The sequence below is a fragment of the Acinetobacter sp. GQ146 genome (assembly GCF_059758585.1).
Map to the genome: position 1 here is coordinate 1 of NZ_JCAXDV010000001.1, position 15,681 is coordinate 15,681.

The 15,681-nt window shown below is 42.6% G+C and carries 15 protein-coding genes; 5 read left to right on the plus strand and 10 right to left on the minus strand.

From position 1 onward, the window contains the following. The first annotated feature begins 917 nt into the window (after positions 1–917). Both AC6CHI_RS00005 and rimI read left to right on the plus strand, forming a co-directional pair. Positions 918–1,799 (plus strand): metal-dependent hydrolase, encoded by an 882-nt coding sequence (locus AC6CHI_RS00005; protein WP_498118966.1) that lies wholly within the window; start codon positions 918–920, stop codon positions 1,797–1,799. 115 nt (positions 1,800–1,914) lie between these two features. After that, positions 1,915–2,373 carry a ribosomal protein S18-alanine N-acetyltransferase gene (gene rimI / locus AC6CHI_RS00010; protein WP_498118967.1) on the plus strand — a complete coding sequence of 153 codons (459 nt, stop codon included), beginning with the start codon at positions 1,915–1,917 and terminating at the stop codon, positions 2,371–2,373. A 36-nt stretch (positions 2,374–2,409) separates the two neighbouring features. On the opposite strand, the gene AC6CHI_RS00015 is transcribed toward rimI, so the two are convergent. The 3 genes from AC6CHI_RS00015 to trxB form a co-directional block, all read right to left on the minus strand. Then, the gene (locus tag AC6CHI_RS00015) at positions 2,410–3,225 is read right to left on the minus strand and encodes an arginyltransferase (protein WP_498118968.1); all 816 of its coding nucleotides are present in this window, start codon (positions 3,223–3,225) and stop codon (positions 2,410–2,412) included. A gap of 19 nt (positions 3,226–3,244) precedes the next feature. Further along, on the minus strand, positions 3,245–3,979 hold the full coding sequence (gene aat, locus AC6CHI_RS00020) for a leucyl/phenylalanyl-tRNA--protein transferase (RefSeq protein ID WP_498119395.1): 735 nt from the start codon (positions 3,977–3,979) through the stop codon (positions 3,245–3,247). Positions 3,980–4,061: 82 nt separating this feature from the next. Next, entirely contained in the window at positions 4,062–5,015 is a 954-nt protein-coding gene (gene trxB / locus AC6CHI_RS00025) for a thioredoxin-disulfide reductase (RefSeq protein ID WP_498118969.1), read from the minus strand. A 253-nt stretch (positions 5,016–5,268) separates the two neighbouring features. On the opposite strand from trxB, the gene AC6CHI_RS00030 reads away from it, so the two are divergent. Then, positions 5,269–8,346: a DNA translocase FtsK gene (locus AC6CHI_RS00030; RefSeq protein WP_498119396.1), complete on the plus strand. Its 3,078-nt coding sequence runs from the start codon at positions 5,269–5,271 to the stop codon at positions 8,344–8,346. A gap of 58 nt (positions 8,347–8,404) precedes the next feature. On the opposite strand, the gene AC6CHI_RS00035 is transcribed toward AC6CHI_RS00030, so the two are convergent. Next, the gene (locus AC6CHI_RS00035) at positions 8,405–9,286 is read right to left on the minus strand and encodes a LysR family transcriptional regulator (RefSeq protein WP_498118970.1); all 882 of its coding nucleotides are present in this window, start codon (positions 9,284–9,286) and stop codon (positions 8,405–8,407) included. Positions 9,287–9,391: 105 nt separating this feature from the next. On the opposite strand from AC6CHI_RS00035, the gene AC6CHI_RS00040 reads away from it, so the two are divergent. Continuing rightward, entirely contained in the window at positions 9,392–10,294 is a 903-nt protein-coding gene (locus tag AC6CHI_RS00040; RefSeq protein ID WP_498118971.1) for an AEC family transporter, read from the plus strand. Positions 10,295–10,363: 69 nt separating this feature from the next. On the opposite strand, the gene AC6CHI_RS00045 is transcribed toward AC6CHI_RS00040, so the two are convergent. The 6 genes from AC6CHI_RS00045 to yihG all read right to left on the minus strand — a co-directional run bounded on the left by AC6CHI_RS00045 (position 10,364) and on the right by yihG (position 14,738). After that, positions 10,364–10,651 (minus strand): PA4642 family protein, encoded by a 288-nt coding sequence (locus AC6CHI_RS00045; RefSeq protein WP_458891092.1) that lies wholly within the window; start codon positions 10,649–10,651, stop codon positions 10,364–10,366. Positions 10,652–10,747: 96 nt separating this feature from the next. Further along, complete coding sequence (gene minE / locus AC6CHI_RS00050) at positions 10,748–11,020, minus strand: cell division topological specificity factor MinE (protein ID WP_498118972.1); 273 nt, start codon at positions 11,018–11,020, stop codon at positions 10,748–10,750. 2 nt (positions 11,021–11,022) lie between these two features. Next, complete coding sequence (gene minD, locus AC6CHI_RS00055) at positions 11,023–11,835, minus strand: septum site-determining protein MinD (protein WP_458891091.1); 813 nt, start codon at positions 11,833–11,835, stop codon at positions 11,023–11,025. A gap of 65 nt (positions 11,836–11,900) precedes the next feature. After that, positions 11,901–12,626 carry a septum site-determining protein MinC gene (gene minC / locus AC6CHI_RS00060; protein WP_498118973.1) on the minus strand — a complete coding sequence of 242 codons (726 nt, stop codon included), beginning with the start codon at positions 12,624–12,626 and terminating at the stop codon, positions 11,901–11,903. A gap of 122 nt (positions 12,627–12,748) precedes the next feature. Beyond that, complete coding sequence (locus tag AC6CHI_RS00065) at positions 12,749–13,798, minus strand: preprotein translocase subunit SecA (RefSeq protein WP_458891089.1); 1,050 nt, start codon at positions 13,796–13,798, stop codon at positions 12,749–12,751. A gap of 4 nt (positions 13,799–13,802) precedes the next feature. Continuing rightward, positions 13,803–14,738, minus strand: coding sequence for a 1-acylglycerol-3-phosphate O-acyltransferase, YihG family (yihG, locus tag AC6CHI_RS00070; protein WP_458891088.1), 936 nt, complete (start codon positions 14,736–14,738; stop codon positions 13,803–13,805). A gap of 267 nt (positions 14,739–15,005) precedes the next feature. Here yihG and AC6CHI_RS00075 point away from each other — a divergent pair, with 267 nt between their 5' ends. Beyond that, the gene (locus tag AC6CHI_RS00075; protein ID WP_458891087.1) at positions 15,006–15,653 is read left to right on the plus strand and encodes a YiaD family glycine zipper/OmpA-like lipoprotein; all 648 of its coding nucleotides are present in this window, start codon (positions 15,006–15,008) and stop codon (positions 15,651–15,653) included. Positions 15,654–15,681 lie beyond the last annotated feature (28 nt).

Below are 15,681 nucleotides of genomic sequence, written 5' to 3' on the forward strand. Positions count from 1 at the left end.
CACTCTATTGTGTGAAAAAAGCGCTCCTTTGGGGCGCTTTTTTTTTGCTTCTATAATACTGTAATTGTAGGTTTCATCAGTAACGCGCAATCTACTCTTTCTAAGGCGTCATGATAATTATCTTGGACAGCTTAAATAGCTGATGCGTATGTGATGGTCTGTGACATAGACTTGGTTACATATGGATTTATAAGTGACGTGGGTACCAATAACCGACCGTTTTAAGTGACATATTGGCTAAGGGTTTGGCCTAATTCGGCTAATTTATTCGGTCTGCCACATGTATATAAAAGGTTATTAACCTGATGTGCAAAGCTGCCTGTATTGTCTCGATTATCGGCTATTTGATTCAAGGTATCTGGGGTTTGAGCAAAATTTAAGGGTGATCCTCTGATTCGTTTGTCCAGATAATCTGATCTAACCTTTGAGCTGTTTCCAGTAGCGTATTGCGCTTGAGCAAGCATTTATTTTCAGTATTTTACATGTTTGTTGGCGGAATCACCGCAGATACTCACTAACTTTCAAGCAGCTGATGACATTGTTTGTCATTTGCTTGAGCATACTTTTAGGTTTAGACCCTTTGAGTAAAGTGGGATATCTCTTGAGTTTAAGTGTAGGGGGAAAACGTCAATTGGTTGTGCACAAAATGTTTGGTGAAGATTTATTCCTCTGAACATAGTCTGGCTAAATAATGACATTCGTTCAGCTTTACGTAATAAAACCTTGTGCTGCATTCCTCCCATCTTGGTATTCAAATCAATACGAAAATTGTCAAACAATTCCATCATTAAACTGTCCTTAACTGATACTTTCCTGACCCTATCTGCGCTTATCACTCTGCCGCAAAACCGTAATATTAGAAGCAAGAAAAACAAGCATAAATATGATCAGACCATGATGTCTGTAGGAGTCTCAGGATGAATGCTAAGGTAAAAATTACCAACCGTGCAGGAGCAAGTTTTCCGGTGCGTCGTATGAATTTTAATTTTGAACAAGTGCCTGAATATTGGATGGATGGCTCAGCAGGGCTCACACATTTTATGACGGCCTTGTCGGCACTTTTTCCAGCGGGTGAGCAGTTCTTTATTGATAGTGTGCGTGCGGTACGTTATCACCCAAGCATAAAAGAGAATGAAGCCTTACAAAAAGAGATTAGCGCGTTTATTGGGCAAGAGGCTATGCATACACAGGAACATGTCGGTTTCAATGCTGCAGCGCAAAAGTACGGGCATGATGTTGCGCGTTTAGAAAAACAGACCGATCGTGTAATTCAGGGTTTTCGTAAGACTGCGGCAATGCTCTTTAAGCCAGTGGGCGTTACTCAAGAAATGATTGATTTAATGGGAACAACTGCGCTAGAGCATTTTACCGCGACCATTGCATCACAGTTATTAGTAAATCAGCATATTCAAGCACTGATGACGGACGAAACCATGTCGACCATGTGGTATTGGCATGCGATTGAAGAAAATGAACATAAAGCTGTGGCTTATGATGTATTTGAAGGGGTATTTGGAACCGGGGTTAAGGCTTATCTGGCTCGTTGTGGTTCATTGATTGCCGCCATGATGACTTTATTTGTGGTGCAAAGTTATTTTGTCTTCCGCTTATTAAAAGATGATCAACAATTGAATTTCAAAGCCCTCAAAGAGATTTATATCTATGGTTATAGCCCATCTAAGGGGATTATTGCGGGTATGGGACGTGAAATGCTAGCCTATTTTAAACCGAGTTTTCATCCCAATGATTTAGATACGGTGAATTTATTAACCAACTGGAAAGCAAAATTAGGCTTCTAGACGGCACTTTATGCTCAACAGCCATAGGGATAGTAAAAATATCCCTATTTTACTTCGACTCTCACATAAAAATTTTTATAATGCCAGTTCATATAGATTAGTAAGATGAACGAGCATGATTCGTTTAATGCAGCAAGCCGATGTCAATGCGGTGGCACAAATTGAGAAATTGGTACAAAGCCACCCATGGAGTACGAAGCAATTTCAAGATGCAGTGGATAGCTATCAATGTACGGTGATTGAGCAAGCTGGACAGGTGGTGGGTTTTTGTATTTTACAGCCAGTCTTGGACGAAGCCAATTTACTGTTGATGGCGATTCATCCCAATCAGCAGGGTAAAGGTTTGGGCTATCAGCTCTTGGAACAATCGATTACTTTACTAAAAAATCAGCCAGTGCAAATTTTCTTGGAAGTCCGCGAAAGTAATCAGGCGGCCATTACCTTGTATGAAAAATCAGGCTTCCACCAAATTGATCTGCGTAAAAATTATTATCCATGCCCCAAGGGTGGACGCGAGCATGCCATTATTATGGTTAAAGCCTGCAGCGATGACTTTGCGCAACTGTTTAAGTAATCAATCGATAAAGTCCAACGAACTCCATCTTATTGCTTATTTAATAATTGAATTGTTCCAGCCTGAGGGCAACGTGGTCATTAATGAGTTTCCCAACAGTTGAATTTCCTCTGCACTCAGTGAACGGTTGATACGACGCCATTGACCATCAAGCAAGACTTCTAAAGGGGTGTACTGCGACTTGTAATTCATTTTATTGGAATGTGGTACCCAATAGCCCAAATAGACATAATCTAAATCTTGTTGCTGTGCATATTCAATTTGTTTCATGATTGCAAATGCCCCTAAAGAGCGGCGGTTTTCGTCGGGCTCAAAAAAGGTATAGACCGCAGATAGACCGTCATCCAGCTGATCGCAGGTTGAAACACAGAGCAATTGATCATCTTTCCATAGCTCGAGAAAGAAACTCTCGGTACAAGTATGAATCAGGAATTTTTCGAACTGATCATAGCTCGGAGGAAACATATCGCCATCGGCATGGCGAGCATGAATATAACGCTCATATAAGGCGTAGTGCACATCACTAGCATCTTTGGGTTGGGTAATTTTAACGGTTAAATCCTGATTACGTTTCCATGCTTTTTTTTGCTTGCTGTTCATCTGGAAGTCTTGTACAGGAACACGGCAAGATAGACATTGGCGACATAAATGACATTCGGGACGATAGACAAAATCACCACTACGACGGAATCCGACCCGTGATAGTTCAGATAAAGTCACCACATCAATTCGATGTGCTGGATCTAGAAAAACCATCCGTGCTGATTTTTTTTCAAGATAACTGCATTCATGTGGCGGTGTAATGTAGTACTGTAAATCATTTAACAGGGACTTCGGGTGATAAGAATTCATAAAGATCCCTCTATTGTTCTCATTCGATTAACTGCGAAGATAACGCTATTCTTTTACTTGAAAATACACCCTCTTGATACTTTTTCCAATCGATAGGGGGTTGTTTTATCATATCTTGTAACGAATTTAAGTACTCTTGTCGAGAAATTGTACAGGCTCCTAGACTGAGTAAATGATCATTCACTAGCTGGCAGTCTACCCAAGCCAGTTTATTTTCTCTAGCGAGCAGCATGAGCGTGTAAAATGCCATTTTAGAGACATCGGTGCGCAGGCTAAACATGGATTCACCAAAGCAGCCTTGGCCAATACTGACCCCATAGAGTCCCCCAACCAGCTGTTCCTGTTCCCAGACTTCTACACTATAGGCATAACCAGCGGCAAACAGGCTTAAATAGCCTTGAATAATGTCTTCTGAAATCCAAGTTTCATCGGCATAGCTACGGGGTAAGGCACAGGAGCGAATCACCGTTTCAAAGGCATGGTTGATGGTAATTTTATAGTCCTGCTTTTTCATGGTGCGCAGTAAGGATTTACTCGGATGATACTGCTCAGGTCGAATAATGCAGCGTGGTTCTGGGCACCACCAGCAAATCGGTTCATCCGCGGAAAACCATGGAAATAGACCATGGGTGTAGGCTTCATACAGCGTGGAAGGGGAGAGGTCTGCACCGATACAAATTAGTCCGTGTCCTTCAGGATCAGCGGCAATCGGATCAGGAAATAAATATTCAGAAGGGGCTAAAGTCTGTGGCATGATTTTATTCGGAGTGTCATTCTTTGCTCTATCATACATAAAAAAACCGCCCAAATTGGGCGGTCTTTTTTGATGCAAAAGATTATGAGCCGAGTGCATCTAAATATTTTTCAGCATCCAGTGCTGCCATACAGCCTGAACCTGCTGAAGTAATCGCTTGACGATAGATGCTGTCAGCCACGTCACCCGCTGCAAATACACCTGCAACCGATGTTGCTGTGGCATTGCCAGAAGTACCGCTGTGCACTTGAATATAACCATCACGCAAGTTCAATTGACCTTCAAACATGCCTGTATTTGGTTTGTGACCAATGGCAATGAATAAGCCCTGAACGTCTACATCTTGTGTACTTTCATCTACAGTTGATTTTAAACGGACTGAAGTAACACCTGTGTTGTCACCCAATACTTCATCCACTTGATTGTTCCAAAGAATGCTGATTTTGCCTTCTTTTTCTTTTTCAAATAAATGATCTTGTAGAATTTTTTCAGAACGTAAGCTGTCACGACGGTGAACCAGAGTCACATGTGAAGCAATATTCGACAAATAAAGCGCTTCTTCTACGGCAGTGTTACCGCCACCGACCACCATGACTTTTTGGTTTTTATAGAAGAAACCATCACAGGTTGCACAGGCACTTACACCTTGACCCATGAATTTCGCTTCAGACTCTAAACCTAAATACTGTGCGGTCGCGCCTGTTGCAATAATTAAGGCATCACAGGTGAACTCTTCCATATCACCTTTAAGCACAAATGGGCGAACACTCAGGTCGACTTCATTGATATGGTCATACACGATTTCTGTGCCAAAACGTTCTGCATGGGCTTGCATACGCTCCATCAGGGCTGGACCCGTTAAACCATCAGGATCACCTGGCCAGTTATCCACTTCGGTGGTTGTGGTTAATTGACCACCCAATTGTAAACCAGCAATCAGGGTTGGTTTTAAATTGGCACGTGCCGCATACACTGCAGCGCTATAACCCGCAGGGCCAGAACCTAAAATAATTAATCGTGAGTGACGAACGCTCATCCGCGACATCCTTTTTTTCTTTCAAAATTTATGAAATTATACGTGAAAGTGTATAACAGTTGTGTGTGATCAATGTGGGTAATATTGATCATGCAAATCGATTTGAGCTATATAGAATTAAAGTTAACAACAAGCCCTCATAATCTTGCATCTTTTTTACGTGAACAGGTGCATAATATCAGGTTTTATTAAGAAACAAATTCAGGTTGTTTTCCAGAAAAACATGAATGAAAAAATGCCTACAGGACAGAGTATGACTGCGGTGTCGGGTGCTTATGCACAGCGCTTAATTTTGACATTATTTTTAGTCTCGTTTGGAATTTATCTGTTCCTTGCAACAGTCACTTATACGCCTTTTGATCCCGGTTGGATGCATATTTCCAGTGATACGCAACAGGTGTCAAATGCGAGTGGAGTTGCTGGAGCGTGGATTTCAGATTTATTGTTCGGATTTTTAGGCTGGGCAAGCTTACTCATCCCAATTTTTTTATTTATTGAAGCTGTACAAGTCTGGTGGCCTCGCAGTTTTCTGAACCGACCTTTCCGCTATGCAGCGCAGTTTTTTATTTTGTTGGCATCAGCCACTTTATTATTCCTGTTTTGGGAAGTGCCAGCAGATACTCTGACCAATGCATCAGGCGGTATTATTGGTTATGAGCTGGGACAAAGCTTAAGCCAATTACTGACTGTCTATGGTGCTGCATTTTTCTTGCTGGTGTTTTGGCTGGTACTTTTCACTTTGGCTTTTGGGGTCAAGTGGAATAAAACTTGGCAAACTCTCCAAGCGACTCCGGCTTATTTACAAGATTTATTTTATAAAAATGTGCCTGAGAGCGAGTCTGATTTTGATCGTACGACGCCACAGGTTAAAAAACAGGTGGTGGCTGTTGCACCCGCAAAAGCCCTTGCCAAAGATGACGTGACTCCATCTGCAGAAACTCAAACTGCCGAGCAGCCATTTGTGGCCAGTGCAGCCGCAGAGCGTCTCTTTGATGATATGGTGCAGAAAGAAGCGAACAGCACCTCGCCTACGCAGATAGATCTAGACGATGATGAAGAGTTTGAAAAAACCTTAGCCAAAGCACATCAATTAGAGCAGGACAGTCAGCGCAAGATCGCTTCAGGTGAAGTCTGGCGAGCGCTGAATACACATAATGATCATCAGCATAAGCAAGATATTGAAGCCTTATTGAAAGCCGCTGAAGATGAAACCATTACACCAAAGCACGATTTTGGTTCAGTGGTGGCACGTCAGCAGCATGAAGAAGCTCAATTCGAGATGAGCTCAGTTCAAGCCAAAAATGGGTTGGATTGGGATGATGATGAGATCTTTGATGAGTTATTGGCTGCTGTTCCAAACGCAAAAACTGCGACGGATGTCCATACGCCATTTCAGCGTCCTGAGCTTCAATTGTTGCAAAGCACTGAGTTTGCCACGCAAGCGATGGAATCTGCAGCACTAGCAACGGTAGCCACAGCTGGCGCAGTGGGGGTCGCAGAGGGAGCGGTTAAGGCACGCTTACTGAATGATGAGCTGAATCGTTTTCTGGATGATTTTGATGCCGAAGAGCAACAGGTCGCGCGTGTAGTTGAGTCGCCTAGCAGCTCTTATGCGCAATCTTCAGCCTTTGTGCAAGCCCCTATTCAGCATACCACCCTTGAACCTTCGGTGCCGTCTACATCGCCAGAAAAAGTGGAATTGTCCAAAGAAGCCTTTATAGAGGCATGGCAAGAAACCGCAGGGAAACCACAAGACGAAGATGAAGAGTTTGATTTTGATGCACCACTGACCGATGCAGCGGGACGCCCAATGTCGCGTGCCATGCAAGTAGCGCAGAAACGTCGAGATTTATCGACCTTACCAAGTTTGGATTTACTGGATCGGGTCGATCCAAACAAGAAAGTCAATTTTACTGCAGAACAGTTGACACGCCTTTCAGAACTGCTGGAAATTAAACTGCAAGAGTTTAATGTTAAAGCCAAAGTGATTGAAGCCCAGCCAGGTCCTGTGGTAACACGCTTTGAACTGGATTTAGCGCCAGGGGTAAAAGCATCCAAAGTTACCAATATTTCCAAAGATTTGGCACGCTCCATGTCGATGGCATCGGTACGTGTGGTCGAGGTGATTCCGGGCAAACCTTATATTGGCATTGAAATTCCGAATAGTGCACGTGAAATGGTACGCTTGATTGAATTATTGGAAACACCTGCCTATCGAGACCCTGCGGGTTTATTGTCGATGGCAATGGGGAAAGATATTTCAGGCAATCCAGTGATTACCGATTTAGGTAAGGCACCGCATATGCTGGTGGCAGGCACCACGGGTTCAGGTAAATCGGTAGCCGTAAACTCGATGATTTTATCGATGCTGCTGAAATACACTCCTGATCAATTGCGTTTGATTTTAATTGACCCTAAGCAATTGGAACTTGCGAACTATAATGACATTCCGCATTTACTTACACCAGTTGTCACCGACATGAAAGATGCGGTGAATGCATTGAACTGGTGTGTTAATGAAATGGAACGTCGTTATAAACTGATGTCTTTCCTTAAAATTCGTAAATTGGCCGATTACAACCGTAAGGTTGAAGAAGCAATTGCCAATGGTGAGGATTTGATTGATCCGACATGGAAGCCAAGTGATTCGGCTACGCAGGAACGTGCGCCACGCTTAACGCCATTGCCTTCCATTGTGATTGTGGCGGATGAGTTTGCCGACATGATTATGCAGGTGGGTAAGAAAGCTGAGGAAATGATTACCCGTCTGGCACAAAAATCCCGTGCTGCAGGTATCCATTTACTGCTGGCAACGCAGCGTCCATCGGTGGATGTGATCACAGGTCTAATTAAAGCCAATATTCCAACCCGTGTTGCTTTGCGTGTGAACAGTAAAATTGACTCTAGAACCATTTTGGATGCTGGTGGTGCTGAGGACATGCTGGGGCATGGTGATATGCTGTTTTTAGGACCAGGAAAAATTGAGCCTGAACGGGTGCATGGAGCGTTTATTTCGGATGACGAAGTGAACCGTATTTGTGATGCTTGGCGTGAGCGTGGTGATCCTGATTATATTGATGAGATTTTGACGCCTTATGATGAAGAGCCGACCTCACGTGGTTTTGAAGAAGGGGATGCTGGCTCTGATCGTGATGCATTGTATGATCAGTGCGTGTCTTTTGTTTTAGAAACACGTAAAGCGTCAACATCATCCTTACAGCGCAAATTTAGTTTGGGATATAACCGTGCTGCACGGATTATTGATCAAATGGAAGAAAACGGTATTGTGAGTGCCATGGGAGCCAATGGTAAACGCGATATTCTGGTTTAAGCATTAGTCATTAAAAAAACCTGCTGAATTAGCAGGTTTTTTTATTTGAAGTGAAGGCTTAATCGTAAAACATGGTTTGTGCCAACTCAATAAAAGCACGTGTTGCTGGACTGATGAGTTTATGGTTACGTACCGCCAAGCCAATCTCACGTTGGGTATTGGGCAGTAAGGGTCTTTTGACCACATTCGGATGCAAGGCGAGTAATTCAGGCGTCATGGCCATATCGGCCACAATCGAAATGCCTTCATGCTGATTCACCATATTTAGAATGGTCAATAATTGTGACAGTTGATACTGAATTTTGGGTTGGATTTCATACTGTTTCAGCAGTTTTTCAATATGCGTTTGGCTACCTGCTTTGGTCAGAATAAACGGGTAGTGCTTGAGCTGATGGATATCGACTTGGCTCATGTGAGCAATCGGATAGGAATTCGGAATTAAGGCAATAAAAATATCTTTGATCAGCGGGAAGGTATCCAATTGATGATTGGGTAATACAGCAAAACCAACATCGACGTGTTGATCTAGAATCCATTGTGCGACTTCATCATCCGTGCCTTCTTCAACAAAAACTTCAATTTGCGGATAGGCTGTACGAAATGCTTGTAGCAGCTCAGGCAGTAAATGAATGGACGCAGATGCACCAAAAGAGCCAATCCGAAGCGTTCCTTGTTGTAGACCATGGGTGGCCGCAACTTGCTGTTGCATGACTTGCGCGGTATTTAAAATTTCTTGGGCATGGATGCGTAACTGTTGTCCAATCTCAGTCAGTACCACATCGTTCTGTTCTCGGCTAAACAATTGCACCCGCCAAAAATTCTCCAGACTTTTGATGGCATGTGAAACGGCAGACTGAGAAATACCCAGTTGTTTGGCCGCATTGCTAAAACTTTGGTGCTTTGCGACCAATAAGAAGATTTCAAGCTGGCTAAACGTCATTCGGGGTATGAGTAAATACTCATTTTATTATGAGGGAGAATAAGGATTATATTCTGTTTCGGAGTCGAGTCAAACAGGGCGCGATGAGAAGGCTGGAACTGTAAAATGAATATGATGTTGACGTTATTCCCATTGCTAAGTTTGATTGCGATGGGGTATGTCTTAAAGAGGACCCGTTTTTTACAGGATGAATTTTGGGCGAATGCTGAAAAACTAAATTATTTTATTCTATTTCCCGCCTTATTATTTACCAACCTTGCTACCGTGCAGTTGGATGTGCTGTCGATAGCGCCCGTATTTTTCACACTCATGAGTGTGATTTTGATTGTCAGCACTGTGTTGTGGGGGCTAAAACAACTTCTAAATATTCCTGTGCGCCGTTTTGGTGTTTATATGCAAAGCCATATTCGCTTTAACACGTATATGGGGTTGTCCATCATGGGGTTTATGTTTGGTTCAGCAGGTATGCATTTATTTGCCATGATCATTGCCGTGGCAATTCCGTTGGTGAATATTATTTCTGTATGGTCATTTACTCAGCATGCAACTGGACAGCTTGGGCAGACCTTTGTGGCTATTTTAAAGAATCCCTTAATTACAGCATGCGTGCTCGGTCTGTTCTTTAATTACACAGGTCTAGGCATGTGGGAAGGTATGGCACAATGGCTGAAACTATTGGCGAGTAGCAGTTTGCCTTTGGGGCTCATTTCAGTCGGGGCAGCCTTACAGTTTGCTCAGCTCAAACCCACTTTTTGGCCTGTGCTTGTCAACAGTGCCTCTCGCTTAGTCCTGGTGCCTTTACTGACTTATGCTGTGGCAATGCTAGTCGGCTTAAGCCAACAGCATACTGCGGTATTAGTGGTCTTTTTTGCTTTGCCGACGGCATCGGCCTCGTATATTTTAACCCGCTTTTTTCAGGGCGATAGTCAGTTGATGGCCGCAATCATTAGCTTACAAACGCTTTTGTTTGCCGGTAGTTTTCCACTTTTAATGTGGTTATTGTTTTAAGCCTGTAAATAAAGTCTTGAGCAGGCAAGATTCGAAATAAAAAAGCCTACACAAGGTAGGCTTTTAAGCTTAAGCAAATTTTGCCAAGACTTCTAAAAATTCATCACGTTGACGTGGGTATTCAGCAATCACATCATGAATACGCTGCCCTTGTGGATTGGTTGCATTGACATCACGGCCATCGGCAACAAATTGGGTTAACAGGCGTGCATAATCTGTTGGGCGCATGTGTTTAAATGCATGGTAAAGAACATGAAAGTCGGCATTAACTCCAGTCGGAGGAAGCTGATTTAAATAGGCAAAAACGCGCTCATCCGACCATTCTTCATTAAACGTTGCAGGCTGAGATAATGCCATCGCAAACTCCTTGGTATATTCTTTTCAAACTAAAAAGGCAAAATAGCTGATGCTATTTTGCCTTGAATCAATTTGCTTGACTAATCAGAATTCAGATTATCGCTCTTCAGGCAAATTGATATTCATTTCGAGCATTTCAATATTCGCTTCAGAGCGAACCGACATTTGGATATGCTGTTCATCGACTCCGCGAACATAGCGGTTGACCACTTGCATGATTTCTTTTTTCATCTGGTCAATTTTGTCTTGGCTTAAACGTTTTCCTAAACCTTGTTCAGAAGCAACGATGACTTTCAAACGGTCTTTCGCCATCTGCGCGCTTGTAGGTTTATCATCACTACTGAACAATTTACTCCAGAATCCTGCCATATTTACGCTCCAAATAATCGTGCTAACCAGCCTTTTGGTTTGACTGTGATGTGACGGTAAGGACGTTCTTCACCTAAGAAGCGTGCAACAAGATCATCGTAAGCTTGTCCAGCTTCTGCTTCTTGAAACAGAATGACTGGTTTACCTTCGTTTGATGCTTGTAAAACACTTTTACATTCAGGAACCACACCCAGTGTAGGCACGCGTAAAATGTCTTTAGAAATGTCATCAATCGTCAGCATTTCTTGTTTGTCAGCACGCTCAGGATTAAAACGAGTGATACACAAATGTTTGCGTATACGTCCTTCGTTCTGTTCTACTTTTTTAGTTTTACTGTCCAACATTCCAATAATGCGGTCTGAGTCACGCACTGATGAAATCTCAGGATTGGTGACAATAATCGCTTCATCGGCATGGTACATGGCTAAAATGGCGCCACGTTCGATTCCCGCTGGAGAGTCACAAATAATGTAATCGAATTCCTGAGATAATTCGTCCATTACACGAGCAACACCTTCATCGGTTAACGCATCTTTATCGCGCGTTTGCGATGCAGGCAAAATATATAAATTTTCAATATCTTTATCACGAATAAGTGCCTGTTGTAATCGTGCTTCGTTATTTAAAACATTCACAAAATCATAAACTACACGTCGTTCGCAGCCCATAATAAGGTCAAGGTTACGTAAACCTACGTCAAAATCGATAACAACAGTTTTGTGACCACGTAGGGCTAAACCTGTTGCAAAAGATGCACTGGTCGTAGTTTTGCCTACGCCACCTTTGCCTGATGTTACGACAACAATTTTCGCCACCGAATCCACTCCTGTTATGGTATATCCCCCCTTTAAATAGCGGGGTTTTGGTGTTTATTTATACATTAAAATTCAAGTGCTTTAAACTCAAGCTCTTGGTTTGCATTTAAATAAATATGTACGGGCTTCTTTACGACATGGGGTGGAATGTCATCGGCAACACAATATGTCCCCGCAATTGAAACCAATTCAGCTTCAAGCGAGTGACAGAAAATGCGAGCAGCACTGTTTCCACCTGCACCTGCGATTACTCTACCACGGGCACTGCCATAAATATGTATATTTCCTGAAGCAATCACTTCTGAACCGCTGTTAATTCCGGCATTGACGATAATATCGCCATGATCTTGGACCAAGCATTGACCTGTACGTAAGATTTCATCGTGATACGAGGTAATATGTCCAATATTGCGTGGAAATGGTGAAGTTTTGGGAGCATTCTCGGTTGCTTCAGGGGCTGGTACCACTGCTTCGACCACTTGTTCCTGTGTCGCTTTAATCCGTTGCAATGCTTTATTGTCAGCGGGCAGTACAGGAAATTGAATGGCACGGGCTTGATCACCCAATAGGCCGTCTATGACGGCCATCGGTTGTAAATCTAAGTCGAGCAAGAGCTGAATTAAGGCAATCAGCTCTTGTTCAACAGTACTGTCTAAAATTACCAGTGCACCATGTGTGCTGCTGTCTTGAAGTAAATGGGTCAGTTGCTGACGAATGGCATTATGGTCATTTGTGTCGAAGGTTAGTCTACTAAAGTTAACCATTCTACCGGTGATCCGAATATCAGCCATATTTTATCCTTAAGACTTCGAAGCTATTGGTTTTATGCCGAAGTGACGTTGTAAATAGAGCAAATCCTAGAACAAATTCCATGAATTCTCTAGCCAAGTTTGTAACTTTTTTATCTTAATGCCTATTCTTTAGCTTGATCGAGGGCTTCAAGGTCTTCTAACCACTGTTTTACTTTCACTTGCTTGCGAATGGCGTCCAAACTTTCATAGACCGCGGACTCAACCAACTGCTCCAGCGCCTGATTATCAATATTTAACTCACTGACTTTTTCAGCAATTAGTTTATAGGTATGGTTGGGCTGTTCGGGGCTGCCAGACATCAGCGGATCCAAGATTCCATAGGTAATATTTTCTCCGAGACGTTGCCCGATACTTTGAATCTGGTGTTCAATCCTTCCCCCGACAATTGGAATTAAACGCAGTAACTGGGTTAACTCTGGCGTGTCTTCAATGGCTTGATTAACAATAGCCCCGATGTTTTGTGCAATCATGGTTTGTCGTTCTTTTAATTCCACAGCCAATGATTCTTGCAAAATTTCCGCCAGTGCTTGCGCGAATAAGGTGCGATGATGATCGACCAGATCATGAATAATTTTTTTATGGGTTGAGCTGGTATTTAACTCGTGTTTGACGCCATCAAGAACGGTAATGACCACGCGATCCGAGAGTTCTTCCATGATCACACGGTAATAGAATTTGGCTCTTTGTTGAATCGATTGCGGAATAACGTTATAGCCCAGTTCATGCAAACGGAACACAATAATTCCGGCCCGAAATAATCGTAGGAAACGGAGGTGCGGAATAATGGCCAGTACTTCATACCAATGGATAAAGGGGAAGAAAAACCAGCGGCGATGATGCCGATAAATCACGGCAATCACCCAACGGACTAGTAACTCTGTGATTAAAAATAAAATAAACCATGCTTCAGTGATAATGACCCACGGATGCAGATGTGTGCGGTACAAATTCAGTAGGTCATCTAAATGAATGGCGTTTAAAAACCAGCCGCCAATATTGCTCATCAAGAAGAAATTAGCCGCTAAGCAGAACAAGTTAAAAATAATCAGAAACACCATGAAGGTGTCATAGATCAAATAGAGTTTGAACGACCAACTCTGAGGATCGACACGATGATATTTCGATTTCGGGGGAGAACTGTTCTGCTTCATGGGCTTATATCTTCTCGGCTACAGGCTTCGCGTATTTGGCTTTCATTTCGCTGATGAGCTGATCTTTTTCTTTCCAGAGTTGATCAACCCAGTCTTGGAAGCGTTCACGATAGTTTTCATCTTCTTCATAGTTTCCTCCTAAAACCCAGTCTGGTATGTCAATTTTGCGTAAATTCACGGCAATATGACTGACCTCTCCAAGCCAAAAATCACTATATCCTGGTGCGCCATCAGGATAGACAATGGTCATATCCACCAACGCATCAATTTGATCCCCCAAAATATTCAGGGCGAGGGCTAACCCCCCCGCTTTGGGTTTCAGTAGATGCTGATAAGGTGAGTTTTGCTGTTTGTGCTTTTCTGGGGTAAAGCGTGTGCCTTCCAAATAATTCAGCAGGGTGAAGGGTTGGCTCAAAAGCTGTTGACAGGCTTTACGGGCTTCTTCCAGATCTCGAGATTTGAGTTCAGGATTTTTGGCAATTTCTTCTTTGCTATGACGCTTCATCATCGGGAAGCCTAAAATTTTGAAGGCTTGTCCAACAAAGGGAATAAAAATTAGTTCCCATTTGGTGAAAAAACGGGTTAAAGGCATACGGGTTAAACCAAAATATTGATTGACCGTCGTATCGACCCAGCTTTGATGATTACAGGTCATTAAATAGCGACCTTGCATACTTAAATCTAAGTTTTCATCAATGCTGATCTCCCATTTTAAATGCGGTAAAACATGATCGATCAACCAGTTATTGACGCCTAACCAACTGTTGGTAATCTGAATATTGGTTTCGTCGACTTTGCGAGATGGTTTGAATAACTTGGTGAAACCTAGAGCTAAAACAGGTGGGCCATGAAAAAAAGTGCTGCCTGTCATAATTGAGCCAACAGTGAGTCCACGTGTGATTTTTTTTAGTATGGGTTGTTTGTTTGCTTGAGATGACATATAAAAATAATCCTAAGTTAAATGCGTCCATTCTCTCTGTGGAATATAGTTACAAATTCTGAAAATAAAACAAGCGTTGAGTTAAGTAAATGAATCTGCAAGATTGCTTAATCATGTAGAGATTGTGGTCTTTACGCATTTGAAATTGAAAATAATTATTACAAAATGTAACTACAACGGCTATTATTAACAAAAAATCAATGGTCTAAGTTAGTTTTTTCAGCGACCATTTCAGGCAACAACAAAACACACAAATGGAGGCATGTCATGCGTGCACTATTAATTTCATCAGCAGTAGCAGGGGCGTTGGTTCTTTCAGGTTGTCAATCTACTGGCACAGGTATGGAATATGACAAAGCAGCAATTGGTGCAGGTCTCGGTGCATTATTGGGTGCAGGTTTAGCCTATTCAAATGCAGACAAGGACAAAATGGGTCAAGCTGCTGCAATTGGTGCAGTTGTCGGTGGCGGTGCTGGTCTGTTACTTGACAAGAAAGAGAAGCGCTTGCGTGAAGAACTTGCGGGTACAGGTGTAGACGTTGACCGTAATCAAGACGGTTCAATTAACCTTGTGATGCCAAGTGTGACTTTTGCGACCAACTCTTACACCATTCAACCACGTTTCCAAACTGCGTTGAACGATGTAGCGCGTGTGTTACGTGAAGATGGTACTGCGAACAAACTTGCCTTGGTTATTCACGGTCATACCGACAACACTGGTACAGATGCGATTAATAATCCATTGTCACAAAACCGTGCCAACTCTGTAATGAGCTATTTATCTTCTCAAGGTATTTCTAGCTCACGCATGACTGCTCGTGGTTATGGTTCATCATCTCCAATTGCAAGTAATGATACTGCTGCGGGTCGTGAACAAAACCGTCGTGTAGAAATTACAGTATACGAAACAAAATAATTGTTATTTTGTTTGCTTAGAAATCATC